Genomic DNA, 16,634 nt, shown 5'->3' with positions numbered 1-16,634 from the left:
CAAGGCTGTAGGGAGTCAACTTCATGTTCAACCTGATGATCCGTTTTGTGCTTGCCGCCTTGCTCGCCATGGCCGGCGCGAACGCCGCAGCCGACCCGGTGCGCGACTTCGTGGTGGCCGCGCAGATGGACAACGCGTCCATGGTGAAGAAACTCCTGAAAAACGGCGCGACGCCCAACACGGTCGATCCGATTACCGGCCAGACCGTGCTGATCCTCGCGCTGCGCGAGGGTGCCAATGACGTCATCGACGTTTTGCTGGCCCAGCCCGGCATCGATCTCGAACGGGCCGCGCCGAACGGCAACCGCGCCCTGATGATGGCCGCGTTCAAGCGCAACAAACCGGCGGTGCTGGCCTTGCTGGCCAAGGGCGCGATCGTCACCTATCCCGGCTGGACGGCGCTGCACTACGCGGCCGCCAGCGGCGACGACGAGATCGTCCGCATCCTGCTCGACCATTACGCCTACATCGACGCCGAAACGCCCAGCAAGCTGACCCCGCTGATGATCGCCGCCCGCGAAGGCCAGGAAGCGGCCGCCCGGCTGCTGATGCAGGAGGGCGCCGACGCCACCCTCAAGAATAACGAAAGCCTGACCGCCGCCCAGATCGCCGAGCGCGCCGACAAGCCGCGCATCGCCGACGCCATCAACGCCCATCTTTCCCTGAGCCGCAAGGGGCTTTGAGCGCATCCGGCGGTGCGCGCAAGCGCTGAACTGGCAGGGAAAAGCGAGTTATCTCGCGGCATCGAATAGCATCCATGTTGTTGATAATGATTATGTCGTACTGATCAAGCCAGGCAAGGGCGCAGGGCATCCGGGTCATGACGGCCTGCTTGCCAATTCAAAGGGGAAATTATGCTGAACGAACGCGAAATCGAAAGCTGCTATCTGGGACAGTTCATTCCTGTCCACTATCACCACAATATGTTGATGGACCAAAACCGGATGCACGGTTTCAAGTCAGCAATCCATTACGCGGTTTTCCCTGGCGCCAAGGTGCTTGAACTGGGCGGCGGCACGGGCGTGCTGTCGTGGTTCGCGGCCGCCAAGGCCGAAAAAGTCTACTGCGTCGAATTCAATCCCGACATGGTCAAGGAAGCGCGCAAGATGATGTCCATGAACCCCAACGGCCACAAGGTCGAGGTGGTGCATGCGGACGCCTTCGAATACCTGCCGCCGGAACCGGTCGATATCGTGATCTGCGAAATGATTCACGTCGGCATGCTGCGCGAAAAGCAGGTGGAAGTGATCGAATCGTTCAAGCGGCGCTACCTGGCGCGCTTTGGCGGCCCGCTGCCGCGCTTCTTGCCGGAAGCGGTGATCATGGCGGTGCAGCCCTTGCAGCAGGAATACGATTTCGAAGGGTTTTACGCTCCCATCGTGCAGTTCCAGGAAACCACGGTGATTCATCCCGGCACGGTGGAACTGGCGCCGCCCTCGGTGTACAGCATCCTCGACTTCAGCCAGCCGCTCGACACCCGCATTGCGTGGGAAGGCAAGTTCCTGGTCGAGAAGAACGGCGTCGTCAACGCCATGCGTTTCATCACCAAGAACGTGCTGGCGGTCGTGAGCGAAGAAAATGCCACCATCGACTGGCTGAATCATTACATGACCTTGCCGCTGCAACAGGGCGTGCAATGCCAGGCCGGCGACGTGCTGCAGGTCAGTTTTCATTACCGCGCGGGCGGCTCGATTCCCTCGCTCGAAGCGGCGATCCGGGTCGATGTGCTGCACGCGCTGGTGCCGGAGACCGCCGAACGGGTCCGGGTCTACGCCTGATGCCGCGCGCCGTGGCGCGGGCTGGCCCAGGCCGCGCCGTCATCCCGGCCGCCGGATTTGCCGCGCGGCGGGCGAGCCCGTAAAATGGCGGCTTCAACCGTTTATTTAAGTGCTCCATGGAAAATATTGACCAGCGTTACCTCGTCCAGCAAAACAAACTCAGTGATGATGCGCTGAAACCGCCTGTGTTCGCCAAAGTCATGCGCAGCAAGGAAGGCAAGTTCGAGGGTGTTTCCTTCATCAAGAACAAGGAAAAAGCCACCATCATGACCGTGGAGCAAGCCCAGGAAGTGATCGACTGGGCCTCGAACAAAAAGTCCAACGCCCACGAGTACGCCACCAAGATCATCTGCGTCGGCCAGTAAATCCCGTCTATCGGCGTTTTTTGCGCTTTGCGCGCGCCAGCCTGCGCTTGGTCGCACATGCGTTGCCGCAGCGCCGCCATCTCCTTACAGTGAACTCACCTGAACTTTTCCGATACGGAGAACATGATGTTGAGTTTCCTGCTGTGGCTGGTGGTCCTCTTCCTCTGCTGGCCGCTGGCCTTGTTGGCACTCCTGCTGTATCCGCTGGTGTGGCTGCTGCTTCTGCCGTTGCGCTTGCTGGGCATCGGCGTGGAAGCGGTATTCGAGTTGCTGCGCGCCATCGTCATGCTGCCGGCGCGGATACTGCGCAGCAGCCCGGGACGCTAGCCGGCCGGCAGCACATGCCGGCCCGGCACTGCCGGCCCGGCACTGCCGCGTCAAGCGTGTTTCAAGGCCTTCGCCTTGGCACCGGCGGCACGCCGCGGTGCAGTCGGGGCCCGCGGATGCGCAGGGGCGGCCTGGCGTACTGCGGCCTGCACTGCCTCATTTCCAAGTGTAAAGATACTCATCGCCTGCACCAGCGTTACCGCCTGTTCCTGCAAGCTGGTCGACGCTGCGGCGGTCTGTTCGACCAGGGCCGCATTTTGCTGGGTCATGTCATCCATCTGGGTGACCGCATAATTGATCTGCTCGATGCCGGCGCCTTGCTCGGCCGAGGCCACCGCAATCTCCGCCATGATGCTGGTGATGCGCGTGACGCTGCTCAGGATCTCGTCCATCGCCGTGCCGGCCTCGTTGGCCAGCTGGTTGCCCGCTTCGACCTGGCCCACGCTGTGGCTGATCAAGACCTTGATTTCCTTGGCGGCGGAGGCGGAGCGCTGGGCCAGATTGCGCACTTCGCTGGCCACCACGGCAAAGCCGCGGCCTTGCTCGCCGGCGCGGGCGGCTTCCACGGCGGCATTCAGCGCGAGGATATTGGTCTGGAAAGCAATACCATCGATCACCGCGATGATATCGACAATCTTGCGCGAGCCATCGTTGATCTCGCCCATGGTCCGCACCACCTGCGACACCACCGACGCACCCTTGGTGGCGGCTTGCGAGGCGCCAAGCACCAGTTCATTGGCCTGGTGGGCGTTGTCGGCATTTTGCTTGACCGTGGACGTGAGTTCTTCCATGGACGACGCCGTTTCTTCAAGGTTGGACGCCTGCGATTCGAGGCGGCCCGAGACGTCGTTGTTGCCGGAGGCGATGTCACGCGTGGCCGCGCTGATGTTGTCGATGCTGACGCGCACATCGCCGACGATGCCACGCAGGCTATTGTTCATTTCCTTCAGTGCGCGCAGCATCTGGCCTACTTCATTGTTGGCGCCAACATCGAACTCGTTAACCAGGTTGCCGCTGGCGACGCTTTGCGCCACGGCAACGGCGTTGTTCAGCGGCACAGTGACGGCCCGGGTCACCAGCACGGTAAAGTAGCCGGCGGCGGCCAGCAGGGCCAGCATGACGGCGAGCATGGTCCAGCGCTCGGTATGGAAGTTGCCGATCTTGGCAACGAACATGGCGTCCAGATCGGTCTTGGCGGCGTTGTTGAGCGCAAACTGGGCATCGATCGCGCGGGTGGCGGCCGCCACATACTCGCTCGCGCTGTAGGTCAGCGTTTCCGGCTTGAGGATCTGGACCGTGGCCAGCTCGGTGAGCGTGGCCGACGCCGCCAAGGCCTCGTTCATCATGGGGGACAGGCTTTTGCCGATTTCCGGGTTGTACGTTGCCGCCTTGCCGTAGGCATTCGTGGTTTGCACGACGCGGTCGTGGATGCGGCCGATCATCGATGAAATGATCTGGCGTTCTTCCTGGCTGGCTTCCTTCTTGCCGAGCAAGCCGGCACCCTTGGCGCGCAATTGGCCGAGCTCTTCCGTCAAATTGGGGAGCTGGTAGTACATGGCTTGGATTAACTGGTAGGAATCCTTGTCCGGATCGAGGCTGAGACCGTAGTAATCGCCGATCAGCTCGTTCACCTTGAGCAATTTGGCCAGCAAGGCAGTATGCGCGGCGAAACTTTGCGGCACGGTGATCGTCTTGCCCGAGACAGCGACGCGCAAGGTTTCCCATTCGCGCTTGGGGACCGACCACAATTGGGCGATGGCGGGATCGTTGAGCTTTCCAACGAGGGCATCGACTGCCGTGTAGGCGGCGTCGGCGTCGGCCTGTTTGGCGGCGCGCTTGTCGCTGGCATCACCCGAGCCGCCCAGCACCAGCGCGGACAGGCCGCGGTGTTGCTGGGTGAACTGGACCACGCGCAGCACGTTCGCCACGCCCGGCATGCCCTCCTGCTCGGACGAATAGGCCGACAGGGCCTTGCCGGCTTCCTTGAGGTACAGGTAGGTCGGAATGCTCGTCACCACGATCCCGATCACGCTCAGGATAAGATACGTGTGCCACACTTTCAGCCTGCCGAGTATCGATTGCGCGGACATGATAATTTCCCTTTATGAGATCAACCAGGATTGCATCTTGAATGTTGCTCTATGCAATTAATGAACCCATCATAGCGTTATCGATCTCAATATGCATCAAAACTACGGGCGTACTCAACAAAATTTTGCACAAAAAAGACACCTCATGTTGAATACTTAACAGACGCCCCGGCATGGCTGCACTACATTTATGCACGGACACTGCGACCACACGGAAAGCAGGAGTCCGTTTTCTCATTTTTATAGGATATCATCATGCGCTTGGACATCTACCGCAGGGCAGAACACAACGGCAAGTATTCCTACCTGGCAGTTCCGCAAGACCGTAACATCCCGAACGAGGCCACCAATACGGACTGGGAAGTCGAGGCCAGGGCCTTCGAGATCGCCGACGAGGCCGACCGCTTGCCGGACTATGCCATCGAACGCTTGAATGAACAGATTGCCGAAAAAGGCTATGCGGTGACCGCGCTGCATTAATTGCGGAGGTAAATGCCGGCGCTGGCGGTGCGCGCACCGCCAGCGCCGGCAAGGCGGTCCCATCCTGCAGTAAAATCCGGTGAATTCAATGTCGGAAGTGTCCTGCAATGCCTGTCGACGATCCTGCCGCTGTGAATGCACTGAATGCAGCCGGGCGCTTCGATGCGGACCGGCACTGGCGGGGCAATCTGCGCGCGCTGTACGACGCCATGCGCAAATACGAGGGAGAACGTGTGTGGGATGACGTTTTTCTTGCGCGCTGGACGGCGCTGGAGGACGCGGGCGCGTATTTCGGCGAGATCGGGCGGCGCCCCTGTTCACTGCACGCCTGGCCCGAACTGCTCGAAGGCGAGAGCGAGAATTTGTACTGTGCCTCCCGGCTCAGCGATGTGATGCTGCTGCGCTTCCAGCACGGCGGCTCCGGCTATGCTGGCCCAGATATCACGTCCGACAACTATGCCGCCCTGTTCGCTCACCTTGGTTTTCGCGCCGAATTGCCGTCCCGCTTTCATCCGTTCTGGTGCGAAGTGGTGGAGGTAAGCGAAAGCAGCGGCGACACCATCGAGATGACGGGTCTGCTGTGGCCGGCGCTCTTGCTTGGAAACATGATGTTTTCCCGCGCCGGTGTCAGCGTATCGGCGCCGGCGCATTTGCTGGCCAGGGGCATTGCCGACCAGTCCGCGCTGTACTGGAGCTACTGGCGCAAGAACCGCAAGACCATCGACCTGTCGATGGGCTGGGGCAGCAACTCGCAATGGGGTACCGACCTGCGGCGCGACTTCGATCTGGGCGACCGCTATGCCTACAATGTCGATGGCGGCAACAAGCGCATCGACTTGCGCCTGCCGCTGGTCGACGACGACGAGCAAGCCATGGACTACATGGACCTTGCGGACCGCATCGATTTTTTAAGGAATCGCTGCCTTACCAGGTCCGATATGCCCGGCGGCAGCGATTTTTGGCCGTATGACGATTACTTCGAGGAACCCAAGGATGGCGAACGCCATCCCTGAATGCCATCCGGCCCTCAGGCCCCGGCCAGGCCGCTCTCCGGCAGTGTCATGCCGACCAGCTGCACGGGCGTTGCCACGACGCCGGCCGCGCCTTCGGCCTGGCTGAAACCGATGCTCGTCGCGTCGACAAAGTTTGCCTGCGTCAGTGCGCTGTGCCAGTTCACAGTGCCCAGGTCGATCCTGCCCTGCATCGTCGCCTTGCCATTGTCGGCGCCCGCCACATCCTCGATCGAGAAGATCATCGCGGCATTGCCGGTGCCGTCGACCAGCGCGACCACGTGCGTCATGGTTTCGGCGTTGTACGCGTTGAACAGGGCGCTGATCTTGGCCAGCGTGTCGTTGCTGGTGCCCGCCGCGACGACGGTGATCGACTTGTTGACCGCCAGGTCGGCCGTGAGCGTCTTGCCGCCCAAGGCAGTGAAGTCGAGGTGATCGATGCCGGCGCCCGCCGGGTTGAAATGGACCAGGGTGTCGTTGCCGAAATTCCCCTCGAACACCACGGTATCGTTGCTTGACACCGCCTTGCGCGCGCCCAGCGCCGTGCCCAGCACCACCACATCGTTGCCCATGCCCGGCAGGATCAGGTTGTCGCTGGCCGCGCTACTGTTCACCCCGGTGATGCTGTGCACCGCGCCGTGGTCGACCGCCATGGCGCTGGCATAGTCGCCATTCGCATTGAAGGTGGCCAGCGATGTCTGGATCACGTTGAACACGCTATCGGTCGACACGGCGCCGCCGGTCAGCCCATAGGCCGCCGCCCAGGCGCTCACTTGCGCATCGGTCAGGCTGGCCGGGTCCAGCGCCTGCAGCGAGATGTTCAGGTCCGCCGGGCTCATCGCGCCGTCGATCAGCGCATGCACGATCAGCGCGCTGCCCGGACCGTCGTTCACATGGAGCAGCTGGTTCAGCACCGGGTCGTCATTGATGGCGTGCGTGATCGCCTCGTTGATATCCTTGTCGGTCGGCATGGTCATGCTCAACGTGGTTCCCACGGTCACGCTGCTGCCGATGCCCTGGAAGCTCACGTTGACCTTGGTCCCGGCCAGCTTGTAGGTGTCGAGCGCGTCGCTTTTCAGCGCGCCGAACTCGCGCGCCGGTGCCAGCAAGCCCATCTGGTCGGCGGTGTTGAACACCCACTGCGCCCCAAGGTAGGTGGTCGACGCGGCGACGTTCATCTGCCCGGCGACGAACGAGAGCACTTCCTGCAAGCCCGAGTTCTCGGCGTAGATGGCATCGTTGCCGTCGCCACCGTCCAGCACGGCATCGCCCGCGCCTGGCTTGCGTAGCGTATCGTTGCCGTTGCCACCGCTCAGGGTGATATTGTTGTTCAAGTCCTGGTTGACCATCCAGCTATTGTTCCCCTGCACGGAAGGCAGGATGCGCAAGGTCAGCTGGTCGTCCCCGGTGCCGCCGCCCATCTTGAAGCGGAAGTCTTCCAGGCCGGCCGCGCGGTCGCCGCGCTTGGCAGCCATGTTCGACGTGATGTCCAGCATGACAACGTCGTCGTTGTTGCCGCCAAGGTAAATGAAATCGACGCTTTCGCCGCGCGCACCGGTCTGGCTGCCGGGCTGGTCGATGTACTTGGCCAGCGCCAGGTCGCTCACGATGGCCTCGATATCGACCTTGCCTTTCATGGCGCCGGCATTGACCTGGCGCACATCGTGGAAGCCGTAAGTGTCGCCATGCTGGGAGCCGGTGCGCTCGCCGACCAGGCCTGGCAAGGGCTGGTCGGCAGTGTCGGTGGCGCCGCGCACCGACACGTCGCCCTTGGACGTGCCGTTGACCAGGTTCACCGTTTCCAGCCTGTTATAGGTCGAATTGATGGTTTGCAGCCGGCTCGTGTTCTCGACGGTGATGTTGAACGCTTCCACGCCGGGCTGGGTGACGGTGCTGGTCGCCTTGGCGCCGATGACCAGGTCGCCGCCGGTGGCGCCACGGCCAACCCCGTCGAGCACGACGGTGCTGGTGATGAGCGCACGTCCCGCCGCGACCGGTCCGATCGGCATTGCCTTATGCATGGTGTCGTTTGGAATCAAGCTTGACAGCCAGCCCGAGGTGTCGTCGGTGGTCATGCTGCCGGTGCCCGGGTTGGTGATCAGGATTTCCCTCCCGCTCTGCAGGTGGCCGTACTGGGTGTCGTACGCCTCGAACGGGCCGCCCAGGCTGACCACCAGCTTTTCCAGGCCCGGCGTGACCGCGACCTGCGCCCGGATCGCGGCGAGCAGCTCGGGATAGGTCTGGGCCTGGTCGATCGCGGGCGAGCGGACCTGCACCGGCTTGCCGTTGAAGGTGAACACAAAGCCATCGTAAGGATTGCCCTTCAAGGGCGCGTCGCCGGCCTCGGCCGAGCGGGTATCCATCAGTTGCAGGCGCAAGGTTTGCCCGCCAACGGTCGGATTGAGCGCGCGCAGGGCGGCGGTGTCGAAGTACACGCCGAAGTCGACATTGCCGGCATCGGTGCCGGCCATCGCGACGGTGACGTTTTCGGGCAACTGCGAGTTGGCGATGCCAACGTGATCGATGACCAGGTCCCCGTGGCTGTGCTTGCTTTCCCAGCGTGTCACGCCCTTCATCGAGGCGGCGTTGATCTCGATCGGCGCGGTGGTGCTGATGCTGGCGTCGGCGCGTACGATCACGTTCTCGACGCCCTGGGTTTCCGGCGTCAGCGCGCTGGCCTGGAACACGCCGACGTTGGCGCGCAAGGTGTCGACGCCATCGCCGGCGCTGATGCGGTCGCCCGACTGCAGGGTGTTGCTGTTGCCGGCGATGTTCGCGACAAACAGGTTGGGGCCGCTGACGCCGGCGAGGTTGTCGGCGCCCGTGGTCAGCACGATCGACTTGCCCAGCTGCGCCAGCGTGGCGGGGACCGCCGTTTGCGAGGTTCCCGGATCGGTGGCCGCGGTGACGCTGGCGAGCAGGTCGCGCCCGATCTGGGCGGCCACGGCGCCCCGGTAGGCGCTCACTTCGGTATCGGTGTCGAGGGCGGTGGTGAAATGATTGGCGAAGATGACCTTCTTGTCGATCAGCGCCGCATCGGCGCCATTGGCCACGATGGCCCCGGTCAGGATCGAGTGCGCGGCGGCGGCCAGGGTCAGCGAGCCGCTATCGATGGCATTGGTCCAGAACGCGAGGCCGCTCTGCGCCGGCGCGCGGCCGAACAGGTAGTGGAACACTTCGGTCACGAAGCGGGCGGTGCTGGAACCGGGCGAGGCGGTACCGTACAGGACGGTCGATTCCCCGCTCTTGCCGAAACTGTCCATCAGCGCGCGCACGCTGGCGTTCGATGCATAGGCGGCATCCAGGCCGGAGGTGGTGGTCGGCGCGCCGGCCGCAGCCAGCGCGGCGCTCATGTTCAGGAGACCGATGCTATCGGCAGGGCGGCCAAAATAGGAAATATAGAGTTCTTGCGCTACTTTGGTGTATGCACTTGCCGTGGCCATGGTGGTCCTTGATAGAGTGAGGGGATGCCGGCCCAGCTGGCCTGGCGAATCACTCTATATTGCCACATCGAAATTGCAAAACGGGATGATTTTATTGTAAATATTTCTGTTTCGACTGTTTCATCGGGGGCGCCCGGATCGATTCAATACCTGGACAGCAGGGAGCTGGCGCTGCCCTTGTCCGGATGCGCCAGCAGCATGTCCTGGCACGCCAGGCGCAGGTGCTCGTTACCGGACTCCAGCCAGCCGGCGTCGGCAAGGTCGGCCCGGTCGAGCTTTTTTGCTGCCTCGACCACGGCCGCGCGCAGCTCTGCCGACGCGCCATTGCCGATCAGCGTCGCCAGCGCGGGCAAGACGCCGCGCAAGACCTCCGCCGACAGGACGGCGATGGCACGCGGCAGGCTGTCTTCCCTCGCGGACAGCAGCAGCCCTGGCTCCTTGCCCAGGATGAGATTCAAGGGGACGCTGAGGTCGTCGAGGCAATGGCGGGCGGACATCATCAGCGGGAACAGCCCGGGCAGCAAGGCGGGGTACTGTTGCCGCCATATCAGGCAGGCCAGCCCGCCGTCGAGGCGCAGCATCGTTTTGCGTAACAGCTCGACGAAGTCGGCCGGGTCATGGCGAATGATGGCATCGACCGCGTCGAAGAAATAGTCCTGGTCATCGCCGGGGCGGTACGGCATCGCGGACAGCAGGGTCCGCGTCATGGCCCAACGCAGTGTGGGGGGGACGTGCGGCCAACGCCGCATGAAAGGAGGTCGTGGCCGCCGCCGTGGACGCTGATCTCCCGCAGGGGTGTTGCGGTAAGGTTCAGGTCATTCATCGCGTACCCGTTTGTTGTCAGCCGATACGCTGCGCTCGCATTCGCCTGCTTATTTCACTGCCGCCAGGATGTACTTGTCGAGTAGCTCGAAAGGAAATTCCGCCTTCTTCAAATTGTAGTTTTCGCCCGTGAACACGGCGACGATATCGAGCGCGGGGACGATCATGATGTACTGGCCGCCATTGCCGTCGGCAAAAATGACGTCGTACGACACGCTTTTCACGGTTTCCACGCTGCGCCACCAGAAATAGCCATACCCGTTGCGGTCCGGCAGCGTGGTGAATTGCGTATGCTGGCGCGTCGATTCCGCCATCCATGCCGCCGACACCAGCTGTTTTCCATTCCACTGGCCATTTTGCAAGGCCAACTGGCCGAGCTTGGCCATGTCGCGCGGGCGCATCTGGATGTGGCCGCCGGTATCGGTCTGGTTCCGGTTGTCGAACTCGGCCCATTTGGCGCTCTGGATGTTCAGCGGCCCGAACAGGAACTCGTTGGCGAACGCCGGGATCGGCTTCTTGCTGGCCACGGCGATCACGCGCCCGAGCGTGACCGGATTGCCGGTGCAGTAGCGGGTCGTGCTGCCGGGCGCGGCGAGCGCCTGCAGTTTGGTGTAGAAGCTGACCCAGTCGGTCTGCTGGTACATGTTTTCTTCATTGCCCGGGGAACTGCGGACCCAGTCGTCGCAGTCGAGCCCGCTGCGCATGGTCAGCATGTCTTGCAGCTTGAGGCCGAGACGGTAGGCCGGCGCGTTCGGATACAGCGGCGCCAGGTAGCTGCTCAGGGTATCGTTGACGGAGCCGACCACGCGCTGGTCGAGCGCCACGCCCATCATCAGGGAGGTGATGCTTTTGGTCGCCGAGCGCAGGTCGTGCAGGGTATCCTTGTCGTACCCATTCCAGTATTGTTCCAGCACGGGCTTGCCGTGGCGCAGCACCAGCATGCTCGACATGCCGTGCGTGCTGGCGTCGGGCAGCTTGGCGACGGCGTCGGCCAGCACGGCGCCATCCATGCCGACGTCGGCGGCCGGAACGAGGGTCCAGTTATCCGTGGGATTGGGGGACACGCGGATCTTGGTGTCCGGATTGTTGCCGATCGTGTTTTTAGCGCTTCCGCTGTCGCCGCCACCGCCGCAGGCGCTCAGGGCAACGGTGAAGGCAAGCAGGCAGGCGAGGGCGCCGGGGGCCCGTTTGGCCAGGCGGGATGGCAAGATGGCGTGCTGAGTCGTCTTCAAAGTGTCTCCATGTAATTATTGATGTACTTACATTTTTAAATAACACTTGATTACAACACAAGCTTGCACTCGCAGGTGAAACAATTTCCTCTTGTTAAATATTGATTGCTGGACAGTTACGGTGTGCCGCAGCTGCTTCCGCAGGCGGGCTGGGCCTGTCCGATCAATGGGTCGCTGGGCCGCAAATCGCAGCCGCTGGCCTCGCCGTTGATGACCAGCGGACCGAAGGCGATGTCGACCGCGACCAGGCGTTGCTTGGCCCGCGTCGGGTAGACCCGATGCTTTTCGGCGACGCTGACATGGCAGCAAAACACGGCTTTTCGCGGCTGGCCTTGCGCTGCGCGGGGATAGCCGCGCAGGTCGGCGCTGGCGGGGATGCGGTCGAAGGCGGAAGCGCGGCTGCACAACGTCATTTCGGTTTTTTGGTCGTGCTCCCCTTCGTCGTGGATGCGCCGCCTGCAACTGGTCCGGACACACCTGCCAGCAGCCGACGTGCCGCATCGGTCAGCGCGCGCGCCTTGTCCTCGCTGCCGACCAGTGTCGTGAGCTTTCCGGGAGCCGCTTCGAGGATGGCCTCGACATCATGGACGCCACCCTTCAACAGCTGTTCACGGCTTGGGTCATCGAGCCCGAGCTTGTCGAGCGGTGTGCGCAGCGCGGGAGATGCTGTCTGCGCCGCCGCCGGGGGCACTGCGGATCCCGGCGTTTGCGCCAAAGGCGCCTGTGCGGCATAGATGACCGCACCCGTCACGGCCACCGACCTGGGCACCACCCGCAGCGGCACCACCAGCGTGCGCTGCAACTGCGCTCCGGGCCCGAATTCGAGGGCGACCTGGTCGCGCAGCACGTCCCGGCCGGACTGGTCGAGCACGCGTGCATACAGCTTGCCCTCTTTTTGCAACACCGCAGTTTTGTGGGCATCGTAGCTGGCGCTGAAGTGGCCCGATGCGTCGGTGGCGCCCACCGTTTCCACTGGCGTGGCGTTGGCACGCAGCAGCTCGATCGTGTGATCGCCCACCCCAATGCCCCGATCGTTGACGACGCGTCCGGACAGCGTCGCTCCGTCGCGCGGCGAGTCCGGCAGGTTCACGGCCAGCACTTCCGCAATCGGCGCCAGCACCCGGTTGACCTGCGCCCCGGCCTCGGCGCGCGCGGCCAGGGCCCGCGCCAGCGGATCGCCGTCGCCATACTTGGCGGCCATGCGCTTCGCTTCAAGCTGGTACGCCTGGGTCAGCTCAAGCTGGGCCGCGTTGACGGTCCGCGTTGCCAGCGCTGCGCTGTGGCGCGCCAGGCTGGCCGGATCGCTCGCCATGATGACATCCGGCGCCAACGAGCCGCCCGGCTGGTCGCCACTTGCCGCCAGCACGCTGGCGAAGAACTGGCCGACGGATGCCGGGTTGGAAAACAACTTGCGGCAAAGCTCCACGTCGAGTACCTGATTGAGTTGGTCGACGGTGGGGAGCACCGTGGTGCCCGCCGCCGGCAGCGCAACGATGCAATGGTCGGCCTGGTTGAGCGCAGTCATGTTCATGCGCATGGCCGCCGTCAGCAGCGAGATCGTGCGCGTGACGTCTTCACGCAAGCGGGACGCAGTCGCGCGCACGCTATCGCCCACCAGCATGGCGTTGGCAAAAAACGGGTCGGCGCGATAGACCGACGAGGTGTTCGACGAGTAGCCCAGGTCGTCGATGGCGATCAGCACTTGCGAGGTGATCGAGCGATTGACCAATCCCAGGCGCAGGAAGTTATCATCGAACAGCGTTTCGCCACCGGGCAGCGCGGTCTCGGCCGCCGCCCGGAAGTTCTTGTCGTGGTCGAGCAGTTTTCCGAACAGGCGTATCGCCAGCCGGTGGATGCCGCCAAGGTTGAGGACAAGGGCGCCGCCCACGATGGTGTCGAGCATGCCGAACAGGCCGCTGTACTCGCTGTTCAGATGGTTGTTCGCCACCGACAGGGGGCCGAACGCGAACACGGTCAGGGCGCGTCCGGATGGCTGGTCGACCCGGTTGTCATGCACCCGCAAGGCCGGCTTGCGGCCAGTCGAGCTTGAGAAGCGCGCGTTCAGGGCGCCGGCGAAGCGCACAAAAATGCCGCCGCGGATACCGGCATTGCGCGCGCGCTCATAGTCGCCAATGTCCGCGCCGTTGTCGGCCAACACATTGTCGGTGATCTCAAGGTGGTCGCCGTGGCCCACGAACAGCGCGCACACAGGATCGGCGGCGCGCGGGCCGTTTGCTTCCACGTGGTTGTGGTGGATCCGGGCCCCTTCGACGACGGCCAGCGAAATGCCGCCCCGGCCGATGAATTGCGCATCGGCCAGCATCTGCCTGGTGAAGGGATTGCGCAGGTTGCCATGAAGGTGGTTGTCCTGGATCACCAGCCCGCGCACCGGATCGGTGGCAGCCAGCAAAGGCGTGGTGGCAAGCTGCAGGATCGCCGAGTCGAGATACGCGAGCAGCGCGGCCTTGGGGTCGTTGGCCGGGATCTGGACAGGCGTCCCGAGCGCGCCCGCGTCGCGGTGCACGGCGAAGCCCACGCCCGACAGGCCCATGGCCGAGATGTCGTTCGCTTCGATGCCGATCTCGTGCAGAAAGCCGCGGCTTTCGCCCTTGAGCGCGGCCGCCAGCGTGATCGCGTTGACCAGCACCCCTTCGTCGCGGCTTTCGGTGATGCTCAGCACCCGATACTGGGGCGTTACCTTGAGCTTGTAGCTGCCGGGCGCCGCCTTGATGCTGACCAGTCCCTGGGCGTCGCTGCGGTCGAACGCGCTGTTGCTCGCTTCCAGGCCAAGGTCGACGCCGGCGAGCGGCTTGCCTTGTTCGTCCTGTACCAGGGCAAGCAAGCGGCCGTTGGCGGTGACGTTCACGACCGGGCTGGCGGCTACCGGCGCGTCAGCGTCGGCGGCCAGCTGGAGTGGGCCGTCGTCAGCGGGGAGGTCGCCGCCGAGCGTCATGCCGTTGCCGGCCCCGCCGGCGATCCGGTTCTCGCGCATGCGAACCCGCTCCGAGCCGGCGCGCACGTGGATGCCGCCGATGGCGCGATATGGCTGCACCGGCTGGAGCAGCGCCAGCGCGTAGGTCCACGTCAGGTGCGCGTAATTCAATACCAGGAAAGGATACAGGTACAGGATGTGCGGGCGCGCGCAGGGATCGGCCGGGTCGCGGGTCGGATCGTCGTCCGGAGCGGACGGCTTGTCGGGGTTGTCGACGAAGGGCAGCAAGAGCAGCGTGTTGCGCTCGATAAGCACATCATCGGCGGCGCTCGAAATGGTCGCACCGCCGTCTGTCGTGTCGAGCAAATGCAAGCGGTTGTTGGCGATTACCAGGCCTTGGGCGTTGCTGGCGCGGATGGCGTTGGTGCGGGCGATCATCCGGGTATCGTGGATGCGCAGGTCCTTGCACGTGCCCTCGCTGCCGCCATCGATCCGCACTGCGATGCCGTCGTAGGTCAGCAGGTCGAGGTCGCACACCTCGATGCCGACGCAATCGACAAAGTGCAGCAAGGGCAGCGCGCGGGTGTCGCTGCGCGGCAGCACAAGCGTGCGCCAGGTACAGCCGTGGATCTTGACATTGCGGCGCTTCTCGAGTCGCAGGTTAGCGCGGTGCACTCCTGGCAGCAGGCACAGCTCACCGCCTGTGTGCGGAAGGTGGGCGGCCGCCTCTTCAAGCGAATTGAAGTCGCCGAAGCTCGCTATCCCGTCACCAACCAGGAAGGTGCAGCACACCTTCTGGTTGGTGAGCGGGCGAAAACGCTGGCGGCAGTCCTCGATGGAGCCGGAAATCCTGGTGTCGTGGCGCCCGGTCCAGTTGATTTCGGCCAGCGCCACCCGGTGGTAGACGATGCCGGCGGGCGGCGCCTTATCGATCAGGATCTGCGGATTGGCGACGTCGCCGGCACGCACCGTGAAGGTCCAGTAGTCGCCCGGGCGGTAGTTGGCGGCTAGCGGTGAATCGAAGGCGAGCCGGATGCCGTCGCCCAGTTCCACCGGGTTGGCCGCGTTGGTGAAATCGGCAATCTCGCCGCTGCCGTTCCATAGCCGGAAGAAGACCGGGTCGGCGGTCGCGGGCAGCGTGCCGAAGGTGGCCGGCGCGGCGAGTTCGAGGTCGTGGTCGGTGTTGAGGGTGGCGCTGCTGCCGTAGACCACCGCCCATGTGCCCAGCAAGGCATCGTAGCGCAGCGCTTCAAGGTAGAAGTCGGTCAGTCCCGAGTTGATGATCGCGGCGCGGCCGGCATCGATCACCACGGTGTCCGGGTCGGTGCTGACGATGAAGCGGCCGCGTCCCACCAGGCCGCCGTTCCATTGGCTCCACTTGAAGCGGGCCGGAGCCCCTGCCGCCGCGTCGGCGATCTCGATGCGGTATAAACAGTGCTCGAAGCCGGTGTAGCCGCCGCCGCCGACCACGGGACAGTCGCCGCCGATCGCCACCACCGGCGCCAGCGTGACGCTGAGGCGGCCGCTCGATGTTGCCTCGTCGCGCAGCTTCGGGATGATGCTGCGGCAATCCTCGCCATCGGCAAGGCGCAGCAGCCTGATACGAAAATTGACGAACGCGCGCTCCGAGGTGTCGGGCCCGCCGAGCGCCGGTTCGACCAGCTGCTGCGGATATTGGAAGGCGTGCATGGCCTCTTCGGATACCTCGAGGATCACCGCGTCGCGCACCTTGTCGCCGATCGGGAAGGGCGGCGTCGACAGCGGCGGACCGTACCAGGTCGCCAGCCGCTCCACGGCGGCCAGCGGATCGGGCCCGACGCCGGCCAGCCGTGTCAGGATGCCGTCGGCCCAGGCACGGCCCGGGCGCAGAGTCACATGGACTGCGCCGCCGCTGACAAACGCCGCGTCGACGCGGAAGGCCTGAGGCTCGGCCGCGGGCACCGCGCACACGTCTGGGCCGATGATGTCGCGCCCGGCCTGGCCATTCCAGCCGAGTTCGAGCAGCTCGCCCTCGGTGAGGTCGGCGTCCAGGGTGACGCGGCCCTGCTGGTGCAGCACGCCGTTGACGTTGCGCAGCACGCCGTCGGCCGGCGTCGCTACCGGGCGTTCGTTGCGGCGGGGATCGAAATTGAGTATGGAAAAGTCGCCTTGCATA

At 64.1% G+C, this 16,634-nt stretch carries 12 protein-coding genes; 6 read left to right on the top strand and 6 right to left on the bottom strand.

Translation table 11 applies throughout. From position 1 onward, the window contains the following. Positions 1 to 23 precede the first annotated feature (23 nt). The 4 genes from F2P44_RS16550 to F2P44_RS16535 all read left to right on the top strand — a co-directional run bounded on the left by F2P44_RS16550 (position 24) and on the right by F2P44_RS16535 (position 2,470). Positions 24 to 683: an ankyrin repeat domain-containing protein gene (locus tag F2P44_RS16550; protein ID WP_167088148.1), complete on the top strand. Its 660-nt coding sequence runs from the start codon at positions 24 to 26 to the stop codon at positions 681 to 683. 171 nt (positions 684 to 854) lie between these two features. After that, positions 855 to 1,778: a class I SAM-dependent methyltransferase gene (locus tag F2P44_RS16545; RefSeq protein WP_167088147.1), complete on the top strand. Its 924-nt coding sequence runs from the start codon at positions 855 to 857 to the stop codon at positions 1,776 to 1,778. A 116-nt stretch (positions 1,779 to 1,894) separates the two neighbouring features. Then, positions 1,895 to 2,143, top strand: coding sequence for a hypothetical protein (locus tag F2P44_RS16540; protein WP_054262506.1), 249 nt, complete (start codon positions 1,895 to 1,897; stop codon positions 2,141 to 2,143). A gap of 126 nt (positions 2,144 to 2,269) precedes the next feature. Next, positions 2,270 to 2,470 (top strand): hypothetical protein, encoded by a 201-nt coding sequence (locus F2P44_RS16535; RefSeq protein ID WP_167088165.1) that lies wholly within the window; start codon positions 2,270 to 2,272, stop codon positions 2,468 to 2,470. A 50-nt stretch (positions 2,471 to 2,520) separates the two neighbouring features. Here the strand turns inward: F2P44_RS16535 and F2P44_RS36380 are convergent, their stop codons facing one another. After that, positions 2,521 to 4,560 carry a methyl-accepting chemotaxis protein gene (locus F2P44_RS36380; protein WP_167088146.1) on the bottom strand — a complete coding sequence of 680 codons (2,040 nt, stop codon included), beginning with the start codon at positions 4,558 to 4,560 and terminating at the stop codon, positions 2,521 to 2,523. A 255-nt stretch (positions 4,561 to 4,815) separates the two neighbouring features. On the opposite strand from F2P44_RS36380, the gene F2P44_RS16525 reads away from it, so the two are divergent. Together F2P44_RS16525 and F2P44_RS16520 are read left to right on the top strand one after the other, a co-directional pair. Then, entirely contained in the window at positions 4,816 to 5,040 is a 225-nt protein-coding gene (locus F2P44_RS16525) for a DUF6139 family protein (RefSeq protein ID WP_167088145.1), read from the top strand. A 131-nt stretch (positions 5,041 to 5,171) separates the two neighbouring features. After that, positions 5,172 to 6,053: a hypothetical protein gene (locus F2P44_RS16520; protein ID WP_167088144.1), complete on the top strand. Its 882-nt coding sequence runs from the start codon at positions 5,172 to 5,174 to the stop codon at positions 6,051 to 6,053. Between the two features lie 14 nt (positions 6,054 to 6,067). On the opposite strand, the gene F2P44_RS16515 is transcribed toward F2P44_RS16520, so the two are convergent. The 5 genes from F2P44_RS16515 to F2P44_RS16495 form a co-directional block, all read right to left on the bottom strand. Further along, positions 6,068 to 9,493, bottom strand: a complete 3,426-nt coding sequence (locus tag F2P44_RS16515; protein ID WP_167088143.1) for a DUF4214 domain-containing protein — start codon at positions 9,491 to 9,493, stop codon at positions 6,068 to 6,070. Between the two features lie 143 nt (positions 9,494 to 9,636). After that, positions 9,637 to 10,200 (bottom strand): hypothetical protein, encoded by a 564-nt coding sequence (locus F2P44_RS16510; protein WP_167088142.1) that lies wholly within the window; start codon positions 10,198 to 10,200, stop codon positions 9,637 to 9,639. A gap of 165 nt (positions 10,201 to 10,365) precedes the next feature. Then, positions 10,366 to 11,547 carry a serine hydrolase domain-containing protein gene (locus F2P44_RS16505; protein ID WP_167088141.1) on the bottom strand — a complete coding sequence of 394 codons (1,182 nt, stop codon included), beginning with the start codon at positions 11,545 to 11,547 and terminating at the stop codon, positions 10,366 to 10,368. Positions 11,548 to 11,663: 116 nt separating this feature from the next. Next, complete coding sequence (locus tag F2P44_RS16500) at positions 11,664 to 11,960, bottom strand: hypothetical protein (RefSeq protein ID WP_167088140.1); 297 nt, start codon at positions 11,958 to 11,960, stop codon at positions 11,664 to 11,666. Next, a complete protein-coding gene (locus F2P44_RS16495) occupies positions 11,957 to 16,633 on the bottom strand; it encodes a hypothetical protein (RefSeq protein ID WP_167088139.1) in 4,677 nt (1,558 codons plus the stop codon). The genes F2P44_RS16500 and F2P44_RS16495 overlap by 4 nt, the downstream gene beginning before the upstream one ends. Between the last annotated feature and the right edge of the window lies 1 nt (position 16,634).

The sequence above is a fragment of the Massilia frigida genome, assembly GCF_011682175.1.
GTDB lineage: Bacteria > Pseudomonadota > Gammaproteobacteria > Burkholderiales > Burkholderiaceae_D > Telluria_A > Telluria_A frigida.
Note: the sequence above shows the minus strand (reverse complement) of the source record. Positions and strands in the feature narration are given on the sequence as shown.